22 protein-coding genes are annotated in these 19,193 nt (G+C 74.7%); 8 read left to right on the forward strand and 14 right to left on the reverse strand.

Annotated elements, in window-relative coordinates; genetic code table 11:
• A partial coding sequence (locus ABZ924_RS34175) for a transporter substrate-binding domain-containing protein (protein WP_361918792.1) occupies positions 1–301 on the forward strand: 301 nt, incomplete at its 5' end.
• 53 nt (positions 302–354) lie between these two features.
• On the opposite strand, the gene ABZ924_RS34180 is transcribed toward ABZ924_RS34175, so the two are convergent.
• The gene (locus ABZ924_RS34180) at positions 355–921 is read right to left on the reverse strand and encodes a DJ-1/PfpI family protein (protein ID WP_361918795.1); all 567 of its coding nucleotides are present in this window, start codon (positions 919–921) and stop codon (positions 355–357) included.
• Positions 922–1,204: 283 nt separating this feature from the next.
• Between ABZ924_RS34180 and ABZ924_RS34185 the strand changes: the two genes are divergently transcribed.
• Together ABZ924_RS34185 and ABZ924_RS34190 are read left to right on the forward strand one after the other, a co-directional pair.
• A complete protein-coding gene (locus ABZ924_RS34185; RefSeq protein ID WP_361918798.1) occupies positions 1,205–2,035 on the forward strand; it encodes an endonuclease in 831 nt (276 codons plus the stop codon).
• A 176-nt stretch (positions 2,036–2,211) separates the two neighbouring features.
• Positions 2,212–2,517 carry a DUF3040 domain-containing protein gene (locus ABZ924_RS34190; RefSeq protein WP_361918801.1) on the forward strand — a complete coding sequence of 102 codons (306 nt, stop codon included), beginning with the start codon at positions 2,212–2,214 and terminating at the stop codon, positions 2,515–2,517.
• Positions 2,518–2,529: 12 nt separating this feature from the next.
• Here ABZ924_RS34190 and ABZ924_RS34195 read toward each other — a convergent pair whose 3' ends face one another.
• The 3 genes from ABZ924_RS34195 to ABZ924_RS34205 form a co-directional block, all read right to left on the reverse strand.
• The gene (locus ABZ924_RS34195) at positions 2,530–4,155 is read right to left on the reverse strand and encodes a family 20 glycosylhydrolase (RefSeq protein WP_361918853.1); all 1,626 of its coding nucleotides are present in this window, start codon (positions 4,153–4,155) and stop codon (positions 2,530–2,532) included.
• A 63-nt stretch (positions 4,156–4,218) separates the two neighbouring features.
• Complete coding sequence (locus tag ABZ924_RS34200; RefSeq protein WP_361918803.1) at positions 4,219–4,656, reverse strand: heme-binding protein; 438 nt, start codon at positions 4,654–4,656, stop codon at positions 4,219–4,221.
• A 50-nt stretch (positions 4,657–4,706) separates the two neighbouring features.
• A complete protein-coding gene (locus ABZ924_RS34205; protein ID WP_361918806.1) occupies positions 4,707–5,939 on the reverse strand; it encodes an MFS transporter in 1,233 nt (410 codons plus the stop codon).
• Between the two features lie 178 nt (positions 5,940–6,117).
• Between ABZ924_RS34205 and ABZ924_RS34210 the strand changes: the two genes are divergently transcribed.
• Together ABZ924_RS34210 and ABZ924_RS34215 are read left to right on the forward strand one after the other, a co-directional pair.
• A complete protein-coding gene (locus ABZ924_RS34210) occupies positions 6,118–6,591 on the forward strand; it encodes a MarR family transcriptional regulator (protein ID WP_361918809.1) in 474 nt (157 codons plus the stop codon).
• Between the two features lie 29 nt (positions 6,592–6,620).
• On the forward strand, positions 6,621–7,325 hold the full coding sequence (locus tag ABZ924_RS34215) for a ribonuclease H (protein ID WP_361918812.1): 705 nt from the start codon (positions 6,621–6,623) through the stop codon (positions 7,323–7,325).
• Positions 7,326–7,379: 54 nt separating this feature from the next.
• Here ABZ924_RS34215 and ABZ924_RS34220 read toward each other — a convergent pair whose 3' ends face one another.
• From ABZ924_RS34220 to ABZ924_RS34240, 5 genes are all read right to left on the reverse strand, one after another.
• A complete protein-coding gene (locus tag ABZ924_RS34220; protein ID WP_361918815.1) occupies positions 7,380–7,922 on the reverse strand; it encodes a hypothetical protein in 543 nt (180 codons plus the stop codon).
• Positions 7,919–8,617 carry a sigma-70 family RNA polymerase sigma factor gene (locus tag ABZ924_RS34225; RefSeq protein ID WP_361918818.1) on the reverse strand — a complete coding sequence of 233 codons (699 nt, stop codon included), beginning with the start codon at positions 8,615–8,617 and terminating at the stop codon, positions 7,919–7,921. The genes ABZ924_RS34220 and ABZ924_RS34225 overlap by 4 nt, the downstream gene beginning before the upstream one ends.
• Before the next feature lie 8 nt (positions 8,618–8,625).
• Complete coding sequence (locus ABZ924_RS34230) at positions 8,626–9,111, reverse strand: LAETG motif-containing sortase-dependent surface protein (protein ID WP_361918821.1); 486 nt, start codon at positions 9,109–9,111, stop codon at positions 8,626–8,628.
• Positions 9,112–9,257: 146 nt separating this feature from the next.
• Complete coding sequence (locus ABZ924_RS34235; RefSeq protein ID WP_361918824.1) at positions 9,258–10,892, reverse strand: glycosyltransferase; 1,635 nt, start codon at positions 10,890–10,892, stop codon at positions 9,258–9,260.
• Between the two features lie 318 nt (positions 10,893–11,210).
• Positions 11,211–11,585 carry a YbjQ family protein gene (locus ABZ924_RS34240; RefSeq protein WP_361918826.1) on the reverse strand — a complete coding sequence of 125 codons (375 nt, stop codon included), beginning with the start codon at positions 11,583–11,585 and terminating at the stop codon, positions 11,211–11,213.
• A gap of 510 nt (positions 11,586–12,095) precedes the next feature.
• Here ABZ924_RS34240 and ABZ924_RS34245 point away from each other — a divergent pair.
• Positions 12,096–12,734, forward strand: coding sequence for an SH3 domain-containing protein (locus ABZ924_RS34245; RefSeq protein ID WP_361918829.1), 639 nt, complete (start codon positions 12,096–12,098; stop codon positions 12,732–12,734).
• Between the two features lie 24 nt (positions 12,735–12,758).
• Here ABZ924_RS34245 and ABZ924_RS34250 read toward each other — a convergent pair whose 3' ends face one another.
• From ABZ924_RS34250 to ABZ924_RS34265, 4 genes are all read right to left on the reverse strand, one after another.
• Complete coding sequence (locus ABZ924_RS34250; protein WP_361918832.1) at positions 12,759–13,112, reverse strand: NTP pyrophosphohydrolase; 354 nt, start codon at positions 13,110–13,112, stop codon at positions 12,759–12,761.
• A gap of 69 nt (positions 13,113–13,181) precedes the next feature.
• Complete coding sequence (locus tag ABZ924_RS34255) at positions 13,182–14,123, reverse strand: AAA family ATPase (protein WP_361918835.1); 942 nt, start codon at positions 14,121–14,123, stop codon at positions 13,182–13,184.
• Positions 14,124–14,126: 3 nt separating this feature from the next.
• Positions 14,127–15,341, reverse strand: a complete 1,215-nt coding sequence (locus ABZ924_RS34260; RefSeq protein WP_361918838.1) for an RNA ligase — start codon at positions 15,339–15,341, stop codon at positions 14,127–14,129.
• A gap of 112 nt (positions 15,342–15,453) precedes the next feature.
• A complete protein-coding gene (locus ABZ924_RS34265; RefSeq protein WP_361918841.1) occupies positions 15,454–15,888 on the reverse strand; it encodes a VOC family protein in 435 nt (144 codons plus the stop codon).
• A gap of 42 nt (positions 15,889–15,930) precedes the next feature.
• Between ABZ924_RS34265 and ABZ924_RS34270 the strand changes: the two genes are divergently transcribed.
• Both ABZ924_RS34270 and ABZ924_RS34275 read left to right on the forward strand, forming a co-directional pair.
• On the forward strand, positions 15,931–16,626 hold the full coding sequence (locus ABZ924_RS34270) for a response regulator transcription factor (protein WP_361918844.1): 696 nt from the start codon (positions 15,931–15,933) through the stop codon (positions 16,624–16,626).
• A complete protein-coding gene (locus ABZ924_RS34275; protein WP_361918847.1) occupies positions 16,623–17,318 on the forward strand; it encodes a YoaK family protein in 696 nt (231 codons plus the stop codon). Before ABZ924_RS34270 ends, ABZ924_RS34275 begins: the two co-directional genes overlap by 4 nt.
• Positions 17,319–17,936: 618 nt before the next feature.
• On the opposite strand, the gene ABZ924_RS34280 is transcribed toward ABZ924_RS34275, so the two are convergent.
• Positions 17,937–18,908 carry a tellurite resistance/C4-dicarboxylate transporter family protein gene (locus tag ABZ924_RS34280; RefSeq protein ID WP_361918850.1) on the reverse strand — a complete coding sequence of 324 codons (972 nt, stop codon included), beginning with the start codon at positions 18,906–18,908 and terminating at the stop codon, positions 17,937–17,939.
• Positions 18,909–19,193: the final 285 nt, after the last annotated feature.

The raw sequence follows: 19,193 nt of genomic DNA on the forward strand, positions 1-19,193 counted from the left end.
GTGCGTGATCGCCCTCCAGGACGGCCTGGTCGACGCCATGACCACGGACAACGCGATCCTGGCCGGTTACGCCGCCCAGAAGGGCAACACGGGCAAGTTCCGGCTCGTCGGGCTGAGCCTGAGCAACGAGAGCTACGGCATCGGCATCAAGAAGGGCAACAAGGATCTGCACGCCAAGATCAATGCCGCCCTCAAGAAGATGGTCCAGGACGGCTCCTGGGACGCGGCCGTGAAGAAGAACTTCGGCCAGGCCAACTTCAAGCACGAGCCCGCCCCGCAGGTCACCTCCGCAAGCAGCTGACGACGCCCGGGGCTGCGGCAAGGGGGATCCGGCCCCCCCTTGCCGCGCCCGGGTCAGGTCGCCGGCGCCTTGTCGGCCAGCACCTTGAGGAACTCCCGCATCCAGGCCGGGTGGTCGGGCCAGGCCCGGGCCGAGACCAGCGTGCCGTCGACCACGGCCTCGGAGTCCTCGAAGGCCGCTCCCACCGCCTTCATGTCCGGCTCCAGGGCCGGGTACGCGGTCACCCGCCGGCCCTCCAGCTTCGCCGCCGCGGCCGTGATCAGCGGGCCGTGGCAGATCTGGGCGACCGGCTTGTCGGAGGCGGTGAAGGCGGCCAGGATCCGCTGCACCTCGGGGTCGTTGCGCAGGTACTCGGGGGCCCTGCCGCCCGGAACGACCACGGCCGCGTACTGCTCCGGGTCCACGTCGGCGAACGCCACGTCGGCGGGCCAGGTGTAGCCGGGCTTCTCCGTGTAGGTGTCGAAGCCCTCCTCGAAGTCGTGCACCACGAACCGCAGCCGCTTCACCGCGGGAGCCGCGACGTGCACCTCGTACCCCTCCTCGCGCAGGCGCTGGTACGGGTAGAGCACCTCCAGCGACTCCGCCGCGTCGCCGGTCACGATGAGGATCTTCACTGCCATGGGCTGCTCCCGGTAAGGGTGTTCACGGTCATGGTCCCCGAGCGGCCCGGCTGCGCAGCCGGGCCCCGGCCACCCTGCCCGCGCCGGCGCGTCCTGCCAAGACCGGGGGCGGACCCTCACCTGATCGGGGTATTCCGCATGTTCGGCCCAGAGTGAAAGTCCCAGCTCCGCACACGTTGCGTTTACCTGTAGGGCACATGACAATGCGACCCTCTGCTCTGCCACCTGACGTCCCGCCAACTGCCATGGCGGGAGCGGTGCGTGTGAAGAGGTCCCCCACATCATGAAGATCTCCCGCAGAACCCCCTGGGCCATAGGCCTCGCCGCCGGGGCCCTGCTCGTCCTCCCGGCCGCCGCCTCGGCCGGGACGTCCTCCGGGCAGGCCCCGCGCGCCGGTGCGGCGGCCGCCGCGGGCTCCACGGCCGTCTCCGTCGACCAGTACTACGCGGCCGCCGAGGGCAAGACCGGCGCCGAGCTGAAGACCGCGCTCCACTCGATCATCAAGAACCAGTCCAAGGTGACCTACGACGGCGTGTGGAACGCGCTGAAGGTCACCGACCAGGACCCGAACAACCCGAACAACGTCATCCTGGTCTACTCCGGCCGCTCCCAGTCCAAGTCGAGCAACGGCGGCGGCGCCAACGACTGGAACCGCGAGCACGTCTGGGCCAAGAGCCACGGCGACTTCGGCACCGTCACCGGCCCGGGCACGGACCTGCACCACCTGCGCCCCGAGGACGTCACGGTCAACAGCACCCGCGGCAACAAGGACTTCGACATGGGCGGCAGCCCGGTCGCCGAGGCCCCCGGCAGCTACACCGACGCCGACTCCTTCGAGCCGCGCGACGCGGTCAAGGGCGACGTGGCGCGGATGCTGCTGTACATGGCGGTGCGCTACGACGGCGGCGACGGCTTCGCGGACCTGGAGATGGACGACAAGGTCAACAACGGCACCGCCCCGCTGTTCGGCCGGATCAGCGTGCTCAAGCAGTGGAACCGGCAGGACCCGCCGGACGCCTTCGAGCAGCGCCGCAACCAGGTCATCTACGACACCTACCAGCACAACCGGAACCCGTTCATCGACCACCCGGAGTGGGTCGACGCCATCTGGTAGCCACCGCCGCGGCCCCTGCCCGGAACCGCGGGCGGGGGCCGTGCGGTGCGCCCGTGCGGGCCTCGGCGGGCCGCGCGGGCCTGCGCAGGGTGCCGGGATTGGCCCGCCCCAGGGCGGGTATCCCCAGGTCAGAGGCTGCGGTACGCGCCCGTCGACGGCAGCCGGTGGAGGTCGTGATGGACGGAGCCGGACTCTCCGACCGCGAGCGGCGAGCCCTCTCTGCGATCGAGGACCATCTCAAGCACGACCGCTCCCTCGACCGGCTCATGCGCTTCACCCGCCTGCGCCACCGCGTGATGGCCGCCTCCGTGCTGGGTGCGCTGACCGTGGCCCTGCTGGTCGCCGCCTCCGTGACCGTGTCCCTGCCGCTGATCTGGGGCTTCGCCGCCGCCTGGACCCTCACCGTGGTCACTGCGCTGCCGCTGGTCGGCGACTGGGCGCGGCGCCGCTGGCAGCGCCGGGAGCAGGTGAGCCGCCCGTAGCAAGCGGACGGGCTACAGCCGGTTCGCCAGGGCCTGGAAGGCGGCCCAGGACCGCTGGGGCGCCCGGGCGTCCCAGACCTTCTGGGACAGCGCGGCGAGCGGCAGCCGGATCCCGGCGGCCACCTGGTCCTGCGTCTGGGCGCCCGCCAGGTCGCACCAGACGGCGAGCCGTGCGCCGAGGACCTGCGGGGCGTAGCGGGCGGCCACGGGGGTCGTCCCGCGCAGCACGAGCGGGGTCCACTGCTCGTAGATCCGCCGGCCGGTCGGGTAGGTGAACCCGTTGGGCTGGCCGAGCACGTAGTACAGGTACTCGTCGTTGAGGTTGATCACCTTGCGGCCCTCGTCCAGGTACTGCACCGGCGGCCGGGCCCCGAGCTCCCGGCCGGTCCAGTACTCGACCTGCAGGTCGGCGGCGGGCCGTACGATCCCCCCGGCGAAGAGACCGTCGTTCCACGCCTTGGGCACCCGGCCCGCCGGCCGCACGACGGCCGCCCGGTCGTTCAGCCAGCCCGTCGCGAGGTCCCGTACCCGCGCGGAGGGCCCGTACCGCTGCTGCGCGGCGCGGGCCAGCTGCGGGAAGGAAGCCTGCGGGTCGCGGTAGACCAGGGCCTGGTACTCGTCGGCGCCCAGGTGCCAGGTCGGGCCGGGGAACAACGGCAGGTACTCGCGCAGCAGTTCGTCCACGAGCCGGGCGGAAGCCGGGTTCGAGATGTCGACCGCGCCCTTGACCGCCCGGCCCTGGACGTCGCGCAGTTGCAGGTCCGGGTGGGCGCGCAGCACCGCGCCGAGGTGGCCGGGCGAGTCGATCTCCGGGACGACGGTGATGTGCAGGCGGGCGGCGAGCGCGGTGATCCGCCGGACCTCCGCCTTGGTGAGGTGGGGGGTGGAGACGATCTCGGGGTGGGTGTCGGACTGGATCCGGAAGGCCTGGTCGTCGGAGAAGTGCAGGCCGAGCCGGTTGAGCTTGAGGTCCCCCATCTCGCGCAGCCGGTCCTCGATCCAGCCGGCGGTGAAGTTCTTGCGGGCGATGTCGAGGTTCAGGCCGCGCTGGGGCTTGGCCGGGGCGTCGCGGACGGTGCCCTCGGGGGCCGAAGAGGCCGTCTTCACCTCCTGCTTGAGGGTGCGGGTGCCGTAGAAGACGCCGGCCTCGTCGGGTCCGGTGATGCGGACGCGGCCGCCTTGGACGGTGAGGGTGTACGACTCCGGCGGCCCGGAGCCCGGCGCGGCGAGGGCCAGTTCGACGTCGCCGGTGCGGGCGGCGGCCGTGTCGCTGAAGCCCAGGTGCAGTTCGCCGGCCAGCAGTCGGCCCTCGTCGGCGAGCTTCGCGCTGTCGCCCGGCGGTACGACGACCCGCGCGCCGGCGGCGGGCCGCCAGCCGGGGCCGCGGGCGGGGGTGTGCTCGCGTACGGCCGGGATGGTCTGCGGGGCGGTGGACAGCGGGGCGGACGGGTCCGGCGAGGGGTCGGTCCGGCCGGTCGGCGCGGGGGCGGCGGTGGTCGGGCCGGTGGAGGGGCCGGCGGTGGTGCGGGCGGCGCCGGGGGCTGCCGCGGTGCAGCCCGGCACGGCAAGACCGACCAGCACGGCGGCCGTGGCCGTCGCGATGACGTGGCCTCTCCTGATCCGCCTGGACTGCCGCATCATGCACCCGTGTCCCCCGTACCAACGTGGCACGGGGGACACGGGCGCGCGACCCGGGAGCTGTCAGACCGCCGCGGCGAGCGCCTCGAGTGCGGCGGCGGCGAAGCCGTGGTCCTGCTCGGGGCTGGCCCCGCCGACGCCGAGGGCGCCGATGATGCGGCCGTCGCGGTGGACGGGCAGCCCGCCCGCGATGAACAGCAGCGGCCGGTCGAGGGCGGTGGGAAGGGTGTGGAAGGGCCCGTCGGGCCGGACGGCGTCGGCGAGAGAGGCGGTCGGGGCGTCCAGCTGCAGGGCGGTGTACGCCTTGCGGGTGCTGGTCTCGCCGGAGATCAGCACGGCGCGGTCGTCGCGGCGGAAGGCCAGCAGGTGGCCTCCCGCGTCGAGGACGGTGACGCTGACCGTGGCCCCGGCGGCCTCGGCCGCGTCCCGGGCGGCGCGGACGAGGAGGTCGGCGTCCTCGACGGTGAGCGGGGCGACGGCGGTGCGGGTGCGGGCGGACATGGCGGGGTTCTCCTGGAGGTAGGGCTGCGGATCGTACGGGCGGGGCTGGGTCAGGGGTGGGTGGCGGCCTCGGGCGCCCGGTCGGCGGCGGGGGCGGGGGCCGGGCCGCCGGAGGCGGCGATGCGTCCCGGGCGGGCGGCCGTGCGCCGCTCCAGTGCACCGGAGACGGCGGCGAGGACCAGGGCGGAGGCGGCCAGCGCGGCGCCGACCCAGTTCGGTGCGGTCCAGCCGAGGCCGGCGGCGATGACGAGCCCGCCGAGCCAGGCGGCGAGTGCGTTGCCGAGGTTGAAGGCGCCGATGTTGACGGCGGAGGCCAGGGTGGGCGCGCCCGCGGCCTGGTCCAGCACCCGCTTCTGCAGCGGCGGCACGGTGGCGAAGCCGAGGGCGCCGATGAGGACGACGGTGGCGGCGGCGCCGGCCTTGGTGTGGGCGGTGACCGTGAAGAGGGCGAGGACCAGGGCCAGGGCACCGAGGGACACGTACAGCATCGGCATCAGCGCACGGTCGGCGAACCGGCCGCCGACGAGGTTGCCGGCGACCATGCCGAGGCCGAAGAGGACGAGCAGCCAGGTCACGGAGGTGTCGGCGAACCCGGCGACGTGGGTCATCATCGGCGTGATGTAGGTGATCGCGGCGAAGACTCCGCCGAAGCCGAGGACGGTCATCGCCATCGCGAGCAGCACCTGGACGTTGCGGAAGGCGGCCAGCTCGTGCCGGATCCGGACGCCCTCGGGCCGGGGCAGCTCCGGGACGAGCCGGGCGATGCCGAGGAGGCCGAGCACGCCGAGGGCGGCGACGATCAGGAAGGTGGTCCGCCAGCCGAGGGTCTGGCCGACGAGCGTGCCGAGGGGGACGCCGACCACGTTGGCCACGGTCAGGCCCGTGAACATCATGGCGATGGCGCCGGCCTTCTTCTCGGGGGCGACGAGCTCCGCGGCGACGACGGAGCCGATGCCGAAGAAGGCGCCGTGGGCGAGGGAGGCGACGACGCGCCCGGCGAGCATGGCGCCGAAGGCGGGGGCGAGCGCGGAGAGCACGTTGCCGGCGATGAACAGGCCCATGAGGAGCATCAGCATGCGCTTGCGGGGGATGCGCGTGCCGAGGACGGTCATCAGCGGGGCGCCGAGGACGACGCCGAGGGCGTATCCGGTGACGAGGAGGCCGGCGGTGGGGATCGAGACGCCGTAGTCGGCGGCGACCTCGGGGAGCAGGCCCATGATCACGAACTCGGTGGTGCCGATCCCGAAGGCCCCGATGGCGAGGGCGAGGAGTGCGAGGGGCATGAGGGGAGGTGTCCTTCAGGCGGAGGTGGGGTGCCGTGGGGGGAGGGCGAGCCTCCGGCCGCTCTCTTGCGGCCGCGGCTTTCATGCGTCCACATTAATTGCAGACGCGGGATACTTGCAAACGCGGGCTATTGCGTCCGTCGACTATCCTGGAGGCCCCGGACCGAAGGAGGAGGCCATGACGGCCACGGACAGCGCGCTCACCGCCCTCTCCCAGGGCTGGTGCGCCCTCTCCCTGCTGCACGGGCGGATCGAGGCGCACATCGAGCGGGCCCTGCAGGCCGGACACGGGCTGAGCGTGCGCGAGTACTCCCTGCTGGACGTGCTCAGCCGCCAGCACAACGGGCCCGGCGGGCACCTGCGCATGCACCAGGTGGCCGACTCGGTCGTCCTCAGCCAGAGCGCCACCACCCGGCTGGTCAGCCGCCTGGAGGACCGCGGGCTGCTGAGCCGCTATCTCTGCGACACCGACCGGCGCGGCATCTACACCGACGTGAGCGAGGCCGGCCTGGCCCTGCTCGCCGCCGCCCGGCCGACCAACGACGCCGCGCTGCGCGAGGCGCTGGACGAGGCCAAGGCCAACCCGGAACTCGCCCCGCTGGTCGCGGCCGTGGAGGGCACCGGGCCCCGCGCCGAACGGGCGCGGTCCTGACCAGCCCGCGGCTGGGGCATGATCGAGGGATGTCGACACGGATCATTGCCGCCTGCGACGGGGCGGCCAAGGGAAATCCCGGCCCCGCCGGCTGGGCGTGGGTCATCGCCGACGCCGAGGGACGCCCCGAGCGCTGGGAGGCCGGCCCGCTGGGCCGCGCCACGAACAACGTGGGCGAACTGACCGCCCTGCAGCGACTGCTGGAGGCCCTCGCGCCGGGGACGGCCGTCGAGGTGCGGATGGACTCCCAGTACGCGATGAAGGCCGTGACCCAGTGGCTCCCGGCCTGGAAGCGCAACGGGTGGAAGACCGCCGCGGGCAAGCCCGTCGCCAACCGGGAGCTCGTCGAGAGCATCGACGCGCTGCTGGCCGAGCGGGACGTGGAGTTCCGCTACGTCCCGGCGCACCGCACCGACGGCGACCACCTGAACGCGATCGCCGACCAGGCCGCCAGCGACGCGGCCGTCTCGCAGCAGGCCGCCGGGACCGCGCTCGGCAGCGGCGAGCCGCCCGTACCGGACCCCGGGCGGGCCGCCCCCGCCCGCAAGCCCTCCGCCGCCCCGACGAAGAAGGCGGCCGCCGCCCGCGGGCGCGGTGGCGGCCGGGTCAAGGCGAAGTTCCCCGGCAGCTGCCCCTGCGGCAAGCCGTACGCCTCCGGGGAGACCATCACCAAGGTCGGCTCCCGCTGGGGCCACCTGGCCTGCGCCGGCGCGGGCGCCCCGGCCGCCGACTGAGGCCGGGCCCGTCTCCGGTCCCGTACGCCTTCACAGCCGGGCGTACGCCGGGGGCTACGGCCGTGTCGTGCTCGGGGTCGGCGACGGCGAGGACTGGACCGGCGGCGGCGCGGACGGGAACGGAGACGGGGACCCGGTCCGGGTGGGCGCCCGCGACCCCGAGGGCGTCGGCGTCGGGCTCGTCGGCGGCGCCGGCCGGCCCGTGGTCCCCGTCGGCGGGGCCGTGGGCGGCGCGGATGGCACCGCGGAGGGCCGCGGGCTGACCGGGGCCGGGGACGAGGGGCCCGGCGTGGTGAGTTCGGGCGGCGCGGCCGGCGGCACCGGGCGCGGGGGCCCGGGGTCCGGTGCGAGGAGGGCGTAGCCGGCCACGGCAGCGGCGGCCGCGGCGAGCGCGGCGGCGGGCAGGGCGAAGCGCCGCCACCGCAGCACCCCGCCGGCGGGCCGGTGGTGCCGGTGCAGGCCCGGCGGCTCGGCGGGCCGCAGGTCTCGCACCGTGACGGAGGAGGCGCGGGCGTCCAGGGCCCGGCGCAGCCGGCCCTCGACGGGGCGCTCTCCGGGGTGCTCCACGGACGTGTCGCCGTGCGTGCCGGGCGTCATATGCGTCCCTCCAGAATCCGTTCCAGCGCGTCCAGGGCGCGGCTCGCGTTCGACTTCACCGCGCCCCGGCTGATCCCGAGGGTCGTTGCGATCTCCGCCTCGCTCAGCTCGGCCCAGTAGCGCAGCACCAGGACCTGGCGCCGGCGCGGCGTCAGCCGGCCCAGCGCGGCGAGGACTTCGCGGTGGGCCTCGTCGAGGACGACGTGCTCCTCCGCGGAGGGCATGTCCGCCGCGGCGGGCGGGGTCCACGCGCGGGCGGTGCGGCGGCGGCGCAGCACGGAGCGGGAGGTGTTGACGACGGCGGTGCGCAGGTAGCCCAGGGCGTTGTCGACCTCGGCGATGTGCTCGCCGTGGCGCCGGTAGAGGGCCGTGAAGGCGTCCTGGACCACGTCCTCGGCGGTGGCCAGGTCGTCGACGAGCAGCACGGCCAGCCGGACCATGGACAGCCGGTGGGCGTGGTAAAGCTCGGAGACCGTGGGCCGGGGCGCATCGCCGCCGCGGCCGCCGCTGCCCTCGGGGGCGTACGGGTACGCGTACGGGCCCGTGGGCCCGGCCCCGGCTCCGTACGGCGGCGCGGGCGCGGCGGTCGCCGGGCGTTCCCGGCGCAGCACCCGCGCCCGCAGGCCCCGCCACGCCCGGCGGAGGCCGGGTATGACGGGGCCTGCGAGGGGTACAGGCGGTGCGAGGTGGTGCACGGGGGTCCTCAGCCGTTGGCGCGCCGGCGGACGGCGAACAGGGTCCCGGCCCCGGCGGCGACGAGCACGGCCGCCCCGATGCCGAGGGCGGCGGTGGTCGCGGAGGACCCGGTCTGCGCGAGCTCGTGTCCGGCCGGGACGGCGGTGGGCGTCGGCGAGGCCGGGGCGCCGGCCGGGCTGCTGGGGGCGGCGCTCGGAGCGGCGGTCGGCAGGTGGCTGACGGACGCCGTCGGGCGGGGGCTCGCCGGCGAACTCGGCACGGGAGTCGGGCGGGTGCCGGGGGTGGTGGGCGTGGCGCTCGGCCGGGTGCTGGGCACCGCCGTCGGCGCCGGCGAAGGCGTGGCGGACGCGGGCACCGACACCGGCGCCGGCGCCGGCGCCGCGTACGCGCCGGGCACGGGCCCGGCGAGGGCGAGCGCGACGGCCGTCCCGGCAGCGGCGGCGGTGGCGGCGGCCGCCCGGCGGGCGGACAGCGGGACGCTCTTGAGGTTCATCACGGTGGTTCTCCACGGTCGGCTCGAGGGCGCGGGATGACGCCCTTCACCCCCGCACGACGCGCGACCCCGCGGGAGGTTGCCGCTGTCGGCAAAAAAGTTTTCGCGCCCTCAGGACGGGCGGGACGGGACGGGCACCGTCCGGCTCACCCCGTCGGCAGCGGGATCCGGCGGACCACCTCGAAGCTCAGGTTCCCGTAGCCGGTGAAGAAGGGGGCCGCGGCGAGTTCGGTGGCGCCGTCGGGGTCACGGGCCAGGACCCGGGCCCGGCGGGCCGTCCGGTCCAGGTCCGGCGCGTGCCGCCGGCCGAGCCGGACGGTGCGCGTGACCCCGTCCGCGCGAACGTGGAGGAAGCAGTCCCAGGTGCCCGGCGGGAGCGGGTCTCCCCCGGCCACCGTGGCGAGGTCGAGGTCCGCGCGGAACCCGGCCAGTTCCAGCCCGGGACCGCGGTCGGCGAGCTCCGGCGCGGGGCCGGCGGTGGCGGGCACGGTGTACTCGCGGCCGGTCTCCCGCTCGCGCAGCGCGAGCTCGCTCTCCATGCGGGCGGTGCCGAGGCCCTGGATCCAGGCGTGGCCGGTGAGCCGGATCCGGCGGCCCTGCCAGGTCATCGACGCCAGCCGGTGCTGGGCCTTGAGGGTGTCGGTCACGTCGAAGAGCACGTCCGGCAGCGCCGCGGCCGGATCCCGGAAGAGGGGGTAGCAGCGGTAGACGCGGCCGCCTTCGACGAGTTCGCGCGGCGGGGGCTCCTCGGCGGGGTCGTACTCCATGAGTTGTTCGAACGCGGGCAGCGGGCCGCAGGCGAACGCGTACAGCCGGATCCAGTCGATGCGCGGCAGCTCGCCGCCCATGTCGGGGGTCCAGTACGTCTCCACCAGCGTCCGGGCCCGCGCGTAGACCTCCGCCGTGAACGCCGGATCGCCGTGGCGGGCGGCGACGGCCGGGCGCAGGGCGGTGCGCAGCAGGCTGCGGAAGTGCCGGCCGAGCATCCGGCGCCGCCCCACCGCGTCGGTCACCCGCTCGGCGACCAGCGCCATGACCCGCTCGATGTGCGCGACCGTCTCGTGGGCGGTCCGGGTGCGGCTGGTGAGGTTCTGCCCGTCGTCGCGGCGGCGCAGGAAGTAGCAGTCGTAGTCGCCGACCACGGATATCCGGGCGGCGGCCAGGTACACGGAGGTGACGAACAGCTGGTCCTCGCCGTACCAGAGGTCCTCCGGGTAGCGCAGGCGTCCCTCCTCGATGATCCGGCGGCGCATCAGCTTGGCGGAGTGCAGGGACCGGTAGACCTCCGAGGTGTACAGGTCGGCCTGCGGGGCGTGCCGGTGGGCCTTCTCCGACACCGTGCGGCCGATCCCGACCTGCTTGGCCAGGACGACGTCGCTGCCTTCCGCCTCGGCCATGCCCAGCAGCCGCTGCAGTGCCTCGGGGCCCAGGTGGTCGTCGGCGTCCGCGAAGAAGACGTACCGGCCGCGGGCCAGGTCCAGGGCCCGGTTGCGCGGGGCCCCGGGGCCGCCGGAGTTCGGCTGGTGCAGCACCCGCAGGTGCGGGTAGCGGGCCGCGAAGCGGTCCAGCTCGGCCCCGCTGCCGTCCGTGGAGCCGTCGTCGACCGCGATGACCTCCATGCGCCCGGCGTCCAGGCTCTGGCCCAGGACCGATTCCAGGCATGCCGTGAGGTACGGCATCGCGTTGTACACGGCAATGATCACGGAGACGTCGGGGACGGGCTCGGCCTCCGGGACGGGCTCGGGCTCTCCGACGGGCTCGGACTCGGGCTGGCGGTACATGCACTGAGCATATGGTTCGCCGCCCGGGCCCCCGGCGGGCGGCCCGGCCCCGCCGCCCGGTCGATCCTGCGGACGTACACGTCGTCCCGGCTGCGGGCGCCGGAGGTGATGCCGACGGTGAAACGTAGCGGCCGTCCGCGCTGATCGGGGGCGAGTCCACGCCCCAGCGGGAGGAGTCGGGGATCCGCGTGAGCGACCGCGGCCCGCGCGGCAGTTGAACCCATGGGGCTTCCCCCTCGTTCGATGGCTCAGGGGGCACGCCTCGGCTCACCGCCTATGTCTTTCCTCTGCCGTATCGGGCCGCTCGGCAGCCCGGGGTCACGAGCCGGCGGGGGCGAGGACGACGGCCGTGCCGTACGCGCACACCTCGGTCCCGACGTCCGCGGCGTCGGTCACGTCGAAGCGCATCATCAGGACGGCGTTCGCGCCGCGGGCCTTCGCCGCCTCGATGAGGCGCTCCATGGCCTGGTTGCGGGTTTCGACCAGGGTCTTGGTCAGGCCCTTCAGTTCGCCGCCGATCATCGACTTCAGGCCGGCGCCGATCTGGCTGCCCAGGTGGCGGGAGCGCACGGTCAGGCCGAAGACCTCGCCGATGACCCGCTCGACGCGGTATCCGGGGACGTCGTTCGTCGTGACGACGAGGACGCCGGTCTGGTCGGCGCCGGGGCCGCCGCTGTAGTCGTTGATGCCCATGGGTCCCACTGTGGGGGCGGCGGCGGGCGCCCGCATCCGCAGCCGCGGGCCGGGGCCCGGCCGTCAGGACCGCCGGGCCGGCGCCGGGCCGCCATGCGCGGGCCGGGGCCGCCGGCAGCGCGGTCGCCCGTCAACGCCCTTGGGTACCACCCTGGTTGTAGAGCATGGCCACCCTGGGGGGTAGGTGGATTTCACCCTGTGGATGGGCGAGCCGGGGCGGCCCCCGCGCGTAGATTCGCCGGGTCGGCAGCTGCCGGCACCGGCCCTGCCCCTCGGGGCCCCGTCGCAGGGCCGTGCCCGTTCGGGGGCGGGCACGGCTCTGCGAGGTCCCCGGCGGGCGGTCCACCGTCCAGCAGGGACGGATTGGGCATTTCGGGCTAAACCGCGGTGAGTCATCGGGGCGGTGCGACCCTTCCTCGCCATAGTCGTGCACGGCGACCGCCTGGTTGCCGCCCCCGGCCCGCCGTGCAGCGCGCGGCCGGGTGGACGCCTTCACAGAGGAGCCTGCCCATGCAGAAGCCCGCCAGGACCGTCCTCGCTCTCGCCGCCGGAAGCCTGGTGCTCGGCGCGGTCGGCGCGGGCTCCGCCGTCGCGGACGACGGCCGGACGGAGAACTCGTCGCAGGTCGTCCTCGTCGAGCCGAAGGGCGACGGCCCCGGGAAGTACGACGACAAGGACTACACGGTGGGCAAGGTCGTCGCGCGCGGCTCGCTCAAGGTCCGCAGCCGCCCGTCCACCAACGCCCCCGTCGTCGGCCTCCTGCAGTCCGAGCAGAAGGTCGCGATCCTCTGCAAGATCCGCGGCGAGAAGGTCGACGGGAACGACATCTGGTACCGCCTCTACATCAAGAAGAAGCACTCGGATTCCTCGGAGGACTCCGAGGAATCCAAGGACCACCACGGCCGCCACGACCAGGAGGACACCGGCCTCACGGACGAGGACGAGGCGGCGGACGAGAACATCGACGACTCGGCCGACTCGGCCGACTCGGAGGACTCGGAGGACTGGGGTGACGAGGAGGACTCCGGTGACCCGGGCAAGCGCACCCGTGCCCGCGCCGCGAAGAAGGGGGACGACAAGGAGCACGAGAAGGCCTGGGTGTCGGCCCGCTACGTGAAGAACCTGAGCACCGTCATCTGGTGCCCCTGACCGTCCGGTCCCCGGACCGTCCGGTCAGCTCTCCGGGCGTACGGCACGCGGCCCCACGCACTGCGCTCCGTGCGCCCGTACCCGGGCGCGCAGCTCCCGGTCCGCCGTGACCACGGTGCAGCCGCGCCCCGCGTAGGACGCCGCCAGCTCCACGATCCGGTCGTCGCCGCTCCCGGGCGCCGAGTCCACCCGTACGCCGGGCACGGACTCGACGCCCCGGGCCGCGCCCTCGACGACGAGGACGATGTCCTCCCCCTCGGAGCGCTCCCGCCGGGCCAGCAGGTCGCGCAGCCGCTCGGCCGCGGCCCGCCGGTCCCGCCACCAGCCGTCCGGCACCGAGCCGACGACGTTGGCCCCGTCCACGATCAACACGCTCACGGCTCCAGTATGGGCCGCCGGAGCCGCGGCGTGCGCGGGGTGCGGCGCGTGCGCGAAGTGCCCGGCGGCCTAGAAGTCGCCGTAGTTGACCTGCCAGGTCGGCAGGCCCATGCGGCGCCAGACCGCGACCACCCGGTCCCGGTCGTCCAGCGACACCCGTACGGCGTACCGGTGCCGTACGTGCGCGTCGAACAGCTCGGCCTTGACCACGTCGTCGCGGCGGGTGTCGCCGAGCGGGCGCATCCACAGCTCGTCGTACGGCACCTTGTGCCGCTCCAGCCATTCCTCCGTCTGCGGACGGTGCTCCTCGCCGCGCCCCGACAGCAGCACGATCCTGTCGCCGTCGGCACGCCGGAAGGCGTCCAGGGCGTAGCGCACCGGCTCGTTCAGCGCGTCGATCCCGCAGCGGGAGAAGTCGTACGGGCTGCGGTCGCCGGTCAGTGCGAGCGTGCCGTCGATGTCGCACATGACCGCGGAGGGCAGCGACGGGTCGGCCGTGTACGGCTCCACGGCCGGCTGGTCGTTGAGCCATTCGGCGGTGAGCCGCCAGCCGCCCTTCTTGGCGCTCGCGTGCTTCTGCGCGAGGATCCGGATGACCTCCTCGCCGACCGGCCGCTCGCGCGCCGCGTCGCGGCGCAGGCACTCCTCCACCGGCACGTCGGTGAAGTCGTGGACGACGAAGGTGGCGCGCCCGGCGACGGCCGCCTTGAGCCGCTTGGGGATGCGGGACGTCAGGTGCGTGTTGTCGACGACCACGTCGAAGCCGTCCTCGACGGCCGCGCGGACGGCGGCGTCCTGGATCGCCAGCACGGTCTGCTCGTGCCGGTACGAGCGGCCCCGCTCGGGGTCCGGCACGTCGAGCATGCTGCGCAGGTCGTCCAGGTTGACGCGGCGCATCCGCCCTGCGGCCTCGGCCTGCAGGGCGCGCGCGGCGGTGGTCTTCCCCGAGGCGGGCAGCCCTGTCATGACGTGGACGACGGGGCGTGCGGGCCCTTCGGGTACTGCGGACACTGGTCAGTTCTCCTCATCGGTCGTGAACGGGTCGGACGCCTGCGGCCGGATGTGCCGCCAGACGACGAGCTCGGTCGGCCGATCATCCAGACGCAGGAACACCGCTGCGCGGATCCCGCGGTCGGGCAGGGACTTCGCGGCGCGCGCGAACGCGCCCCGGTCGGCGGCGAGGTGCGCCAGCCCCGCGAAGGCCTCGTCGACGGCCCGCTCGCGCTGCGCGGCGCAGTCCTCCAGGCGGGCGATGACCTCGCGCACCCACGTGTCGAACTCGTCCGGCACCTGCTCCAGCAGCGCGTCCAGCGGCTTGCCGCCCGAGGCCTCGACCTCGGCGACGCTGCAGCCCAGCGCCTGCGCGACGTGCCCGGCGGGCAGGCCTGCGAAGCGCTGGATGCCGTGGCTGCGCCAGATGTCCCGCTCGGTGACGCCGGTGAGCACCTTGTGCAGGCGTACGTACTCCGACAGCTTGGCCTTCGCGCGCACGCCGGAGGCGAAACGCAGGACGAAGCCCTCGGCCTCGGTGCCGGTGGCGGCGGAACCGCCGGGCAGGGTGTTCGACTCGGTCAGCGCGACGAGCTCGTCGAGGGGCATGGCCGGCCAGACGGTGACGACGGAGCCGATCCCCTCCCAGTGGGCCGCGGCCTCGGCGAGCGGCACCTCGGTGCCGTCGCGGCCGAACGCGGCCAGGAGCACCAGGTCCCGGCGGTCGCCGTAGTCGACGACGATACGGTTCTGCGGGTACAGGATCTCGGCGAGGTACGTCACGCCGGGCACCAGCCCGGATGTGTCGCGGCCGTCGAGGCGGCGCTGTGCCCAGGTCGCCTGCGCGCTGATGAAGGACCCCTTGGAGGCGACCCGCCAGGCGCCCGCGTAGTGGAAGACCACCGCGAGGCTGCCGTCGACCTTCTCGTACACCTCGAACGGCTCGTCCGGCAGGGCCGGGGCGTACGGACGGCCCGACTCGTGCTCGCCGACGTTGAAGAACTTCGGCAGCGGCAGCGCGACGACGGCGCCGGTGGCGTCGTCGGCGACGAGTCCCCGGCACCGTATCGTCACCTGGTTCCAGGTCTGCTCGTACTGGGCCGTCCGCGTGTACGTGTAGATGGACAGCGGCAGTTCGGGGTGCGCCTTGCGGCTGACGAGTCCGGCCTCGATGGCGGCGGCCAGCTCCTGCCGCGGCATCAGGTCGTGCAGGTTCAGGTAGGCCTGGCTGTGGCCCATGGGGTTCCTCCCGTTGCGAGTTGCCTCATTCTCGGCTGCGGGAGGGTCGGCCCGGTAGTGAATTATGCCTGGTGGAAGGGGTACGGGCGGCGGCCCCGTGCTCCCGGACCCGTCAACGGGACACGCACAGCTCGTTGCCCTCGGGATCGGCGAGCGTGGTCCAGGTGAAGGGCCCCTGGCTGCCCTCGTGCAGGAGCCTGGCGCCCTTGGCGATCAGCCGTTCGACCACGGCCTCCGGGGCGTCGGAGCCGGTGCGCACGTCGAGGTGGACCCGGTTCTTGACGGTCTTGGCCTCCGGGACGAGCTGGAACAGGACGCGGGGCGCCCGCTCGAGGCCCTCGGGGTGGCGGATGGCGGCGCCCGCCTTCCACACCAGCCTGCCGCGGTGCGTGGCGGTGTCGTCCTGCGCGGCCCGCCCCTCTTCGAGCATCCGGCGGATGAACCCCTCGTCGGTCGGCTCCACTTCCCATCCGAGTGCATCCGCCCACCAGTCGGCGAGCGGGTGCGGGTCGGTGCAGTCGATGGTCACCTGGAACGTGTAGGTCATGGAGGGACCCTACTGAGGAGCACTGACAATCGGGGTGCGTGCATGGAACGGGGCCACGTGGCGCGGGTCGTCGTCGCGGACGACGAACCCATGGTCCGCTGGAGCCTGCGGACGGGCGTCGAGTCGAGCGGGGAGTTCCACGTGGTGGCCGAGGCCGCCGACGGGGAGGAGGCGTTGGAGGCCGTACGGGCCCACCTGCCGGACGTCCTGCTGCTGGACACCCGCATGCCTCGGCTGAACGGCGTACGCACGACGGCGGCGCTGCACGCGGAGGAGGGGGAGGGGGAGGGGGAGGGGGGCACGGGGCCGGTCGGCATCATCGTCATGACGGCCCTGGGCCTCGACGCGGAGGTCGAACAGGCCCTCGTCCTCGGCGCGGACGGCTTCCTCCGCAAGGACGCGACCCGGGAGGAGCTGCTCGCCGCCCTGCGGGCCGTGCGGGACGGCGACGCCGTCATGCCGGCGGAGGTGCTGCAGCGCGTCCTCGGCGCCGTGCCGGCGCCCGGCGCCGCCGCGCGGCGGCAGGCCCGGGACCGGCTGGCCGAGCTGCCGCCGCGGGAGGCCGGGCTGCTGGCGCTGGTCGCGCGGGGGCTGACGAACCGGGAGATCGGCGAGCAGCTCGGGCTGGACGAGGAGACCGCGGCGGGCCGGGTCGGCCTGCTGCTGGCCGAACTGGGCGCCGCCAACCGGCTGCAGCTCGCGCTCCTCGCGCACGCCGCCGGGCCGGAGGGCGGGTGAGGCGGCGGACCCGGCGCGGGATCCTGCAGAGACTGGCGGAGCTGCTGTTCCCGCCGCCGCGGGAGGGCGGCGGCCTGCCGCACGGGCTGTTCCCGCCGCTGCTGGTGGCGCTGACCTTCGTGAGCGGGCTGGTCGATGCGGTGAGCTACCTGTCCCTCGGGCACGTCTTCGTCGCCAACATGACCGGCAACGTGGTCTTCCTGGCCTTCGCTCTCGCCGGCGGGCGCGGACTGTCCTCCTGGGCCTCCCTGCTGGCACTCGCCGCCTTCACGGCCGGGGCGCGCGCGGCCGGGCGGGTGCACCGCGACTGCCCCGCCGAGCGGCTGTTCGTACCGCTGGTCCTGACGCAGGCCGCCCTGGTGATGGGTGCGCTGGTGCTGTCCGTGGCCGTGGTGTGGCGGCCGCCGGTGGTGGGGCTGCTCGCGCTCGGCATGGGCATGCAGAACGGCGTCGTGCACCGGCTGGCCGTCCCCGACCTCACCACCACCGTGGTGACGCGGACCCTGACGGGCCTGTTCGCCGACGTGTGGGGGCCGGCGTCCGTCCGGCGGCTGGTGTCGGTCGGCGTGCTGTTCGCCGGGGGGCTGGTGGGAGGTCTGCTCACGGTGCACCGGCGCCCGTGGTGGGCCCTGGCGGTGGCGGCCGCCGTCCTCCTCTGGGTCGCCACCACGTCCCGCCCCGCCCGACCGTAGCCCGGCGCCGCACGCCTCGCTCGCCGGCGGCCTGTCCCCTCACGCCGCGGGCCGCCCCCCTCGGGCCCCGCCGCGCCGGCAGCACCCTGGCAACCGGGCTCCGCTGTTCCCCGGGCTCCACCCGGCCCCGCGCCTCAAACGCCGGCGAGGCTGACTTTGCCGAACCTCCGCTTCGTACGCCGCGAGCCCCGTCCTTCGGATCGACACCGCCGCGGTCAAAGCGCGGGCGCGTCTTTCAGCCCCGCGGCTGCTGCGGCGAGGGTAGACACCTTCGCCCTCACGACTGTCGAAGCGAGGGTCCGGCATACTCAGCCCCGCCGGCGATTGAGGCGCGGGGTCTGGGGCAGCGCCCCAGGAAGCCCGGCTCCGCTAACCCTTCACAGGTGGGCTCCGGCCCCTTCGGCCCCGCCGGCGATTGAGGCGCGGGAACGGGGTCAGCACCCCAGGGCACCCGCCCCGCCGGCCCTCGGGGCCGAGGTCCGGCCACTCCAGCCCCGCCGGCGATTGAGGCGCGGGGTCTGGGGCGGCGCCCCAGAAAGCCCCGGCCCAGGCGGCCTTTCTGGCCAGGGCTCGGCCACTTCAGGCAGCCTGGCCCCGCCGGGCGCGCGCGGGGCGGGTTCAGGGGGACGGGTCGCGGGGACCTGCGGTGCGGGCCAGCCGGGTCGCGGCGAAGGCTGCGAAGGTCAGCAGCCAGGCGCCGACCGAGATCCACAGCAGCACCTCGCCCACTTGGCGCAACGCTTCGACCCGGGTAGGCCCGGCCGCGGACAGGCAGGCCGTGGCCGTCATCCCGAGCGGGAACACGGTCGCCCAGCGCCGCATGTCGTAGTGCGGCCGCCACTGCCGCAGCTCGGCGGCGAGGAGCAGCACGTACCAGGCGAGGGACAGCGCCAGCGTCACCAGCGTGGCCCAGCGCAGGACCTCGTGCACCCACCCGGTCCAGACGGGCGCCGCGGTGAGCCTGGACGCGGCCAGGGCCGAGATGGCCAGGGCCCCGCCCGCCACCCAGTGGTCCCCGGCCCCCCGCACCACTTGGCGCAGGTCGAACCGGACGAAGGCCAGCCCGTACAGCAGCAGTCCGAGGCAGAACGCGGCCAGCGCCGCCCGGGTGAGCCAGTCCCAGTGGCAGGCGACGGCCAGGATGGCGCCCAGCACGGCGAGCCCCTGGGTGGCGACGCAGACCAGGAACGCCGCCCCGGACATCCGCCGCCCCCAGTGCCGTACGACGGTGAACAGCAGCCCCGGCCATACTGCGGCGGCCAGCGCGAGCAGCGCGGCCGCGGCGGTGTTCCACCCGAAGAGGGAGATCCGGCAGCCGAGGACGGTGGTGGCGGCCACGGCCGTCAGGGCGGCCGGGGTGTCGGCCTCGGCCCGGAACCGGCCGCGGTCGCCGATGAGCCGGACCGTGAAGTCGTAGGCGAGGACCAGCCAGAGCGCTGCGGCGAGGGCGAAGGCGATGAGGGAGGGGATCTCGCTGCCGATGAGGTGGAGGCCGACGGAGATGATGCCGGGGGCCATGACCGCGGCCCCCGCGGCCGGGGGGAGGCCTGTCCACCAGCGGCGGGCGGGCGGGGAGAGCGCCTGCTTCACCCTTCCACCGGACACCGGCCGGCCGCGGGCCGCGAGTGCGGTGGCCCATTGGGGGTGGTCCGGCCCCGCCGCCCCGCCGTGGACGAGCCCGCGGCCTTCCCGCCCCGGGCCGCCCTGCCCCGGCTGACCGCAGCGCCTCCTTTCCGAAGCCGTGCCTCAAACGCCGGCGGGGCTGGAAGGTCGGAGCCCGGCTGCGAGGGCGGGCGGAGCAGGGGTTACTGGGGCTCCGCCCCAGACCCCGCGCCTCAAACGCCGGCGAGGCTGGATTTTGCCGACCCCCGCGCG

The sequence above is a fragment of the Streptomyces sp. NPDC046876 genome (assembly GCF_040645035.1).
Classification (GTDB): Bacteria; Actinomycetota; Actinomycetes; order Streptomycetales; family Streptomycetaceae; genus Streptomyces.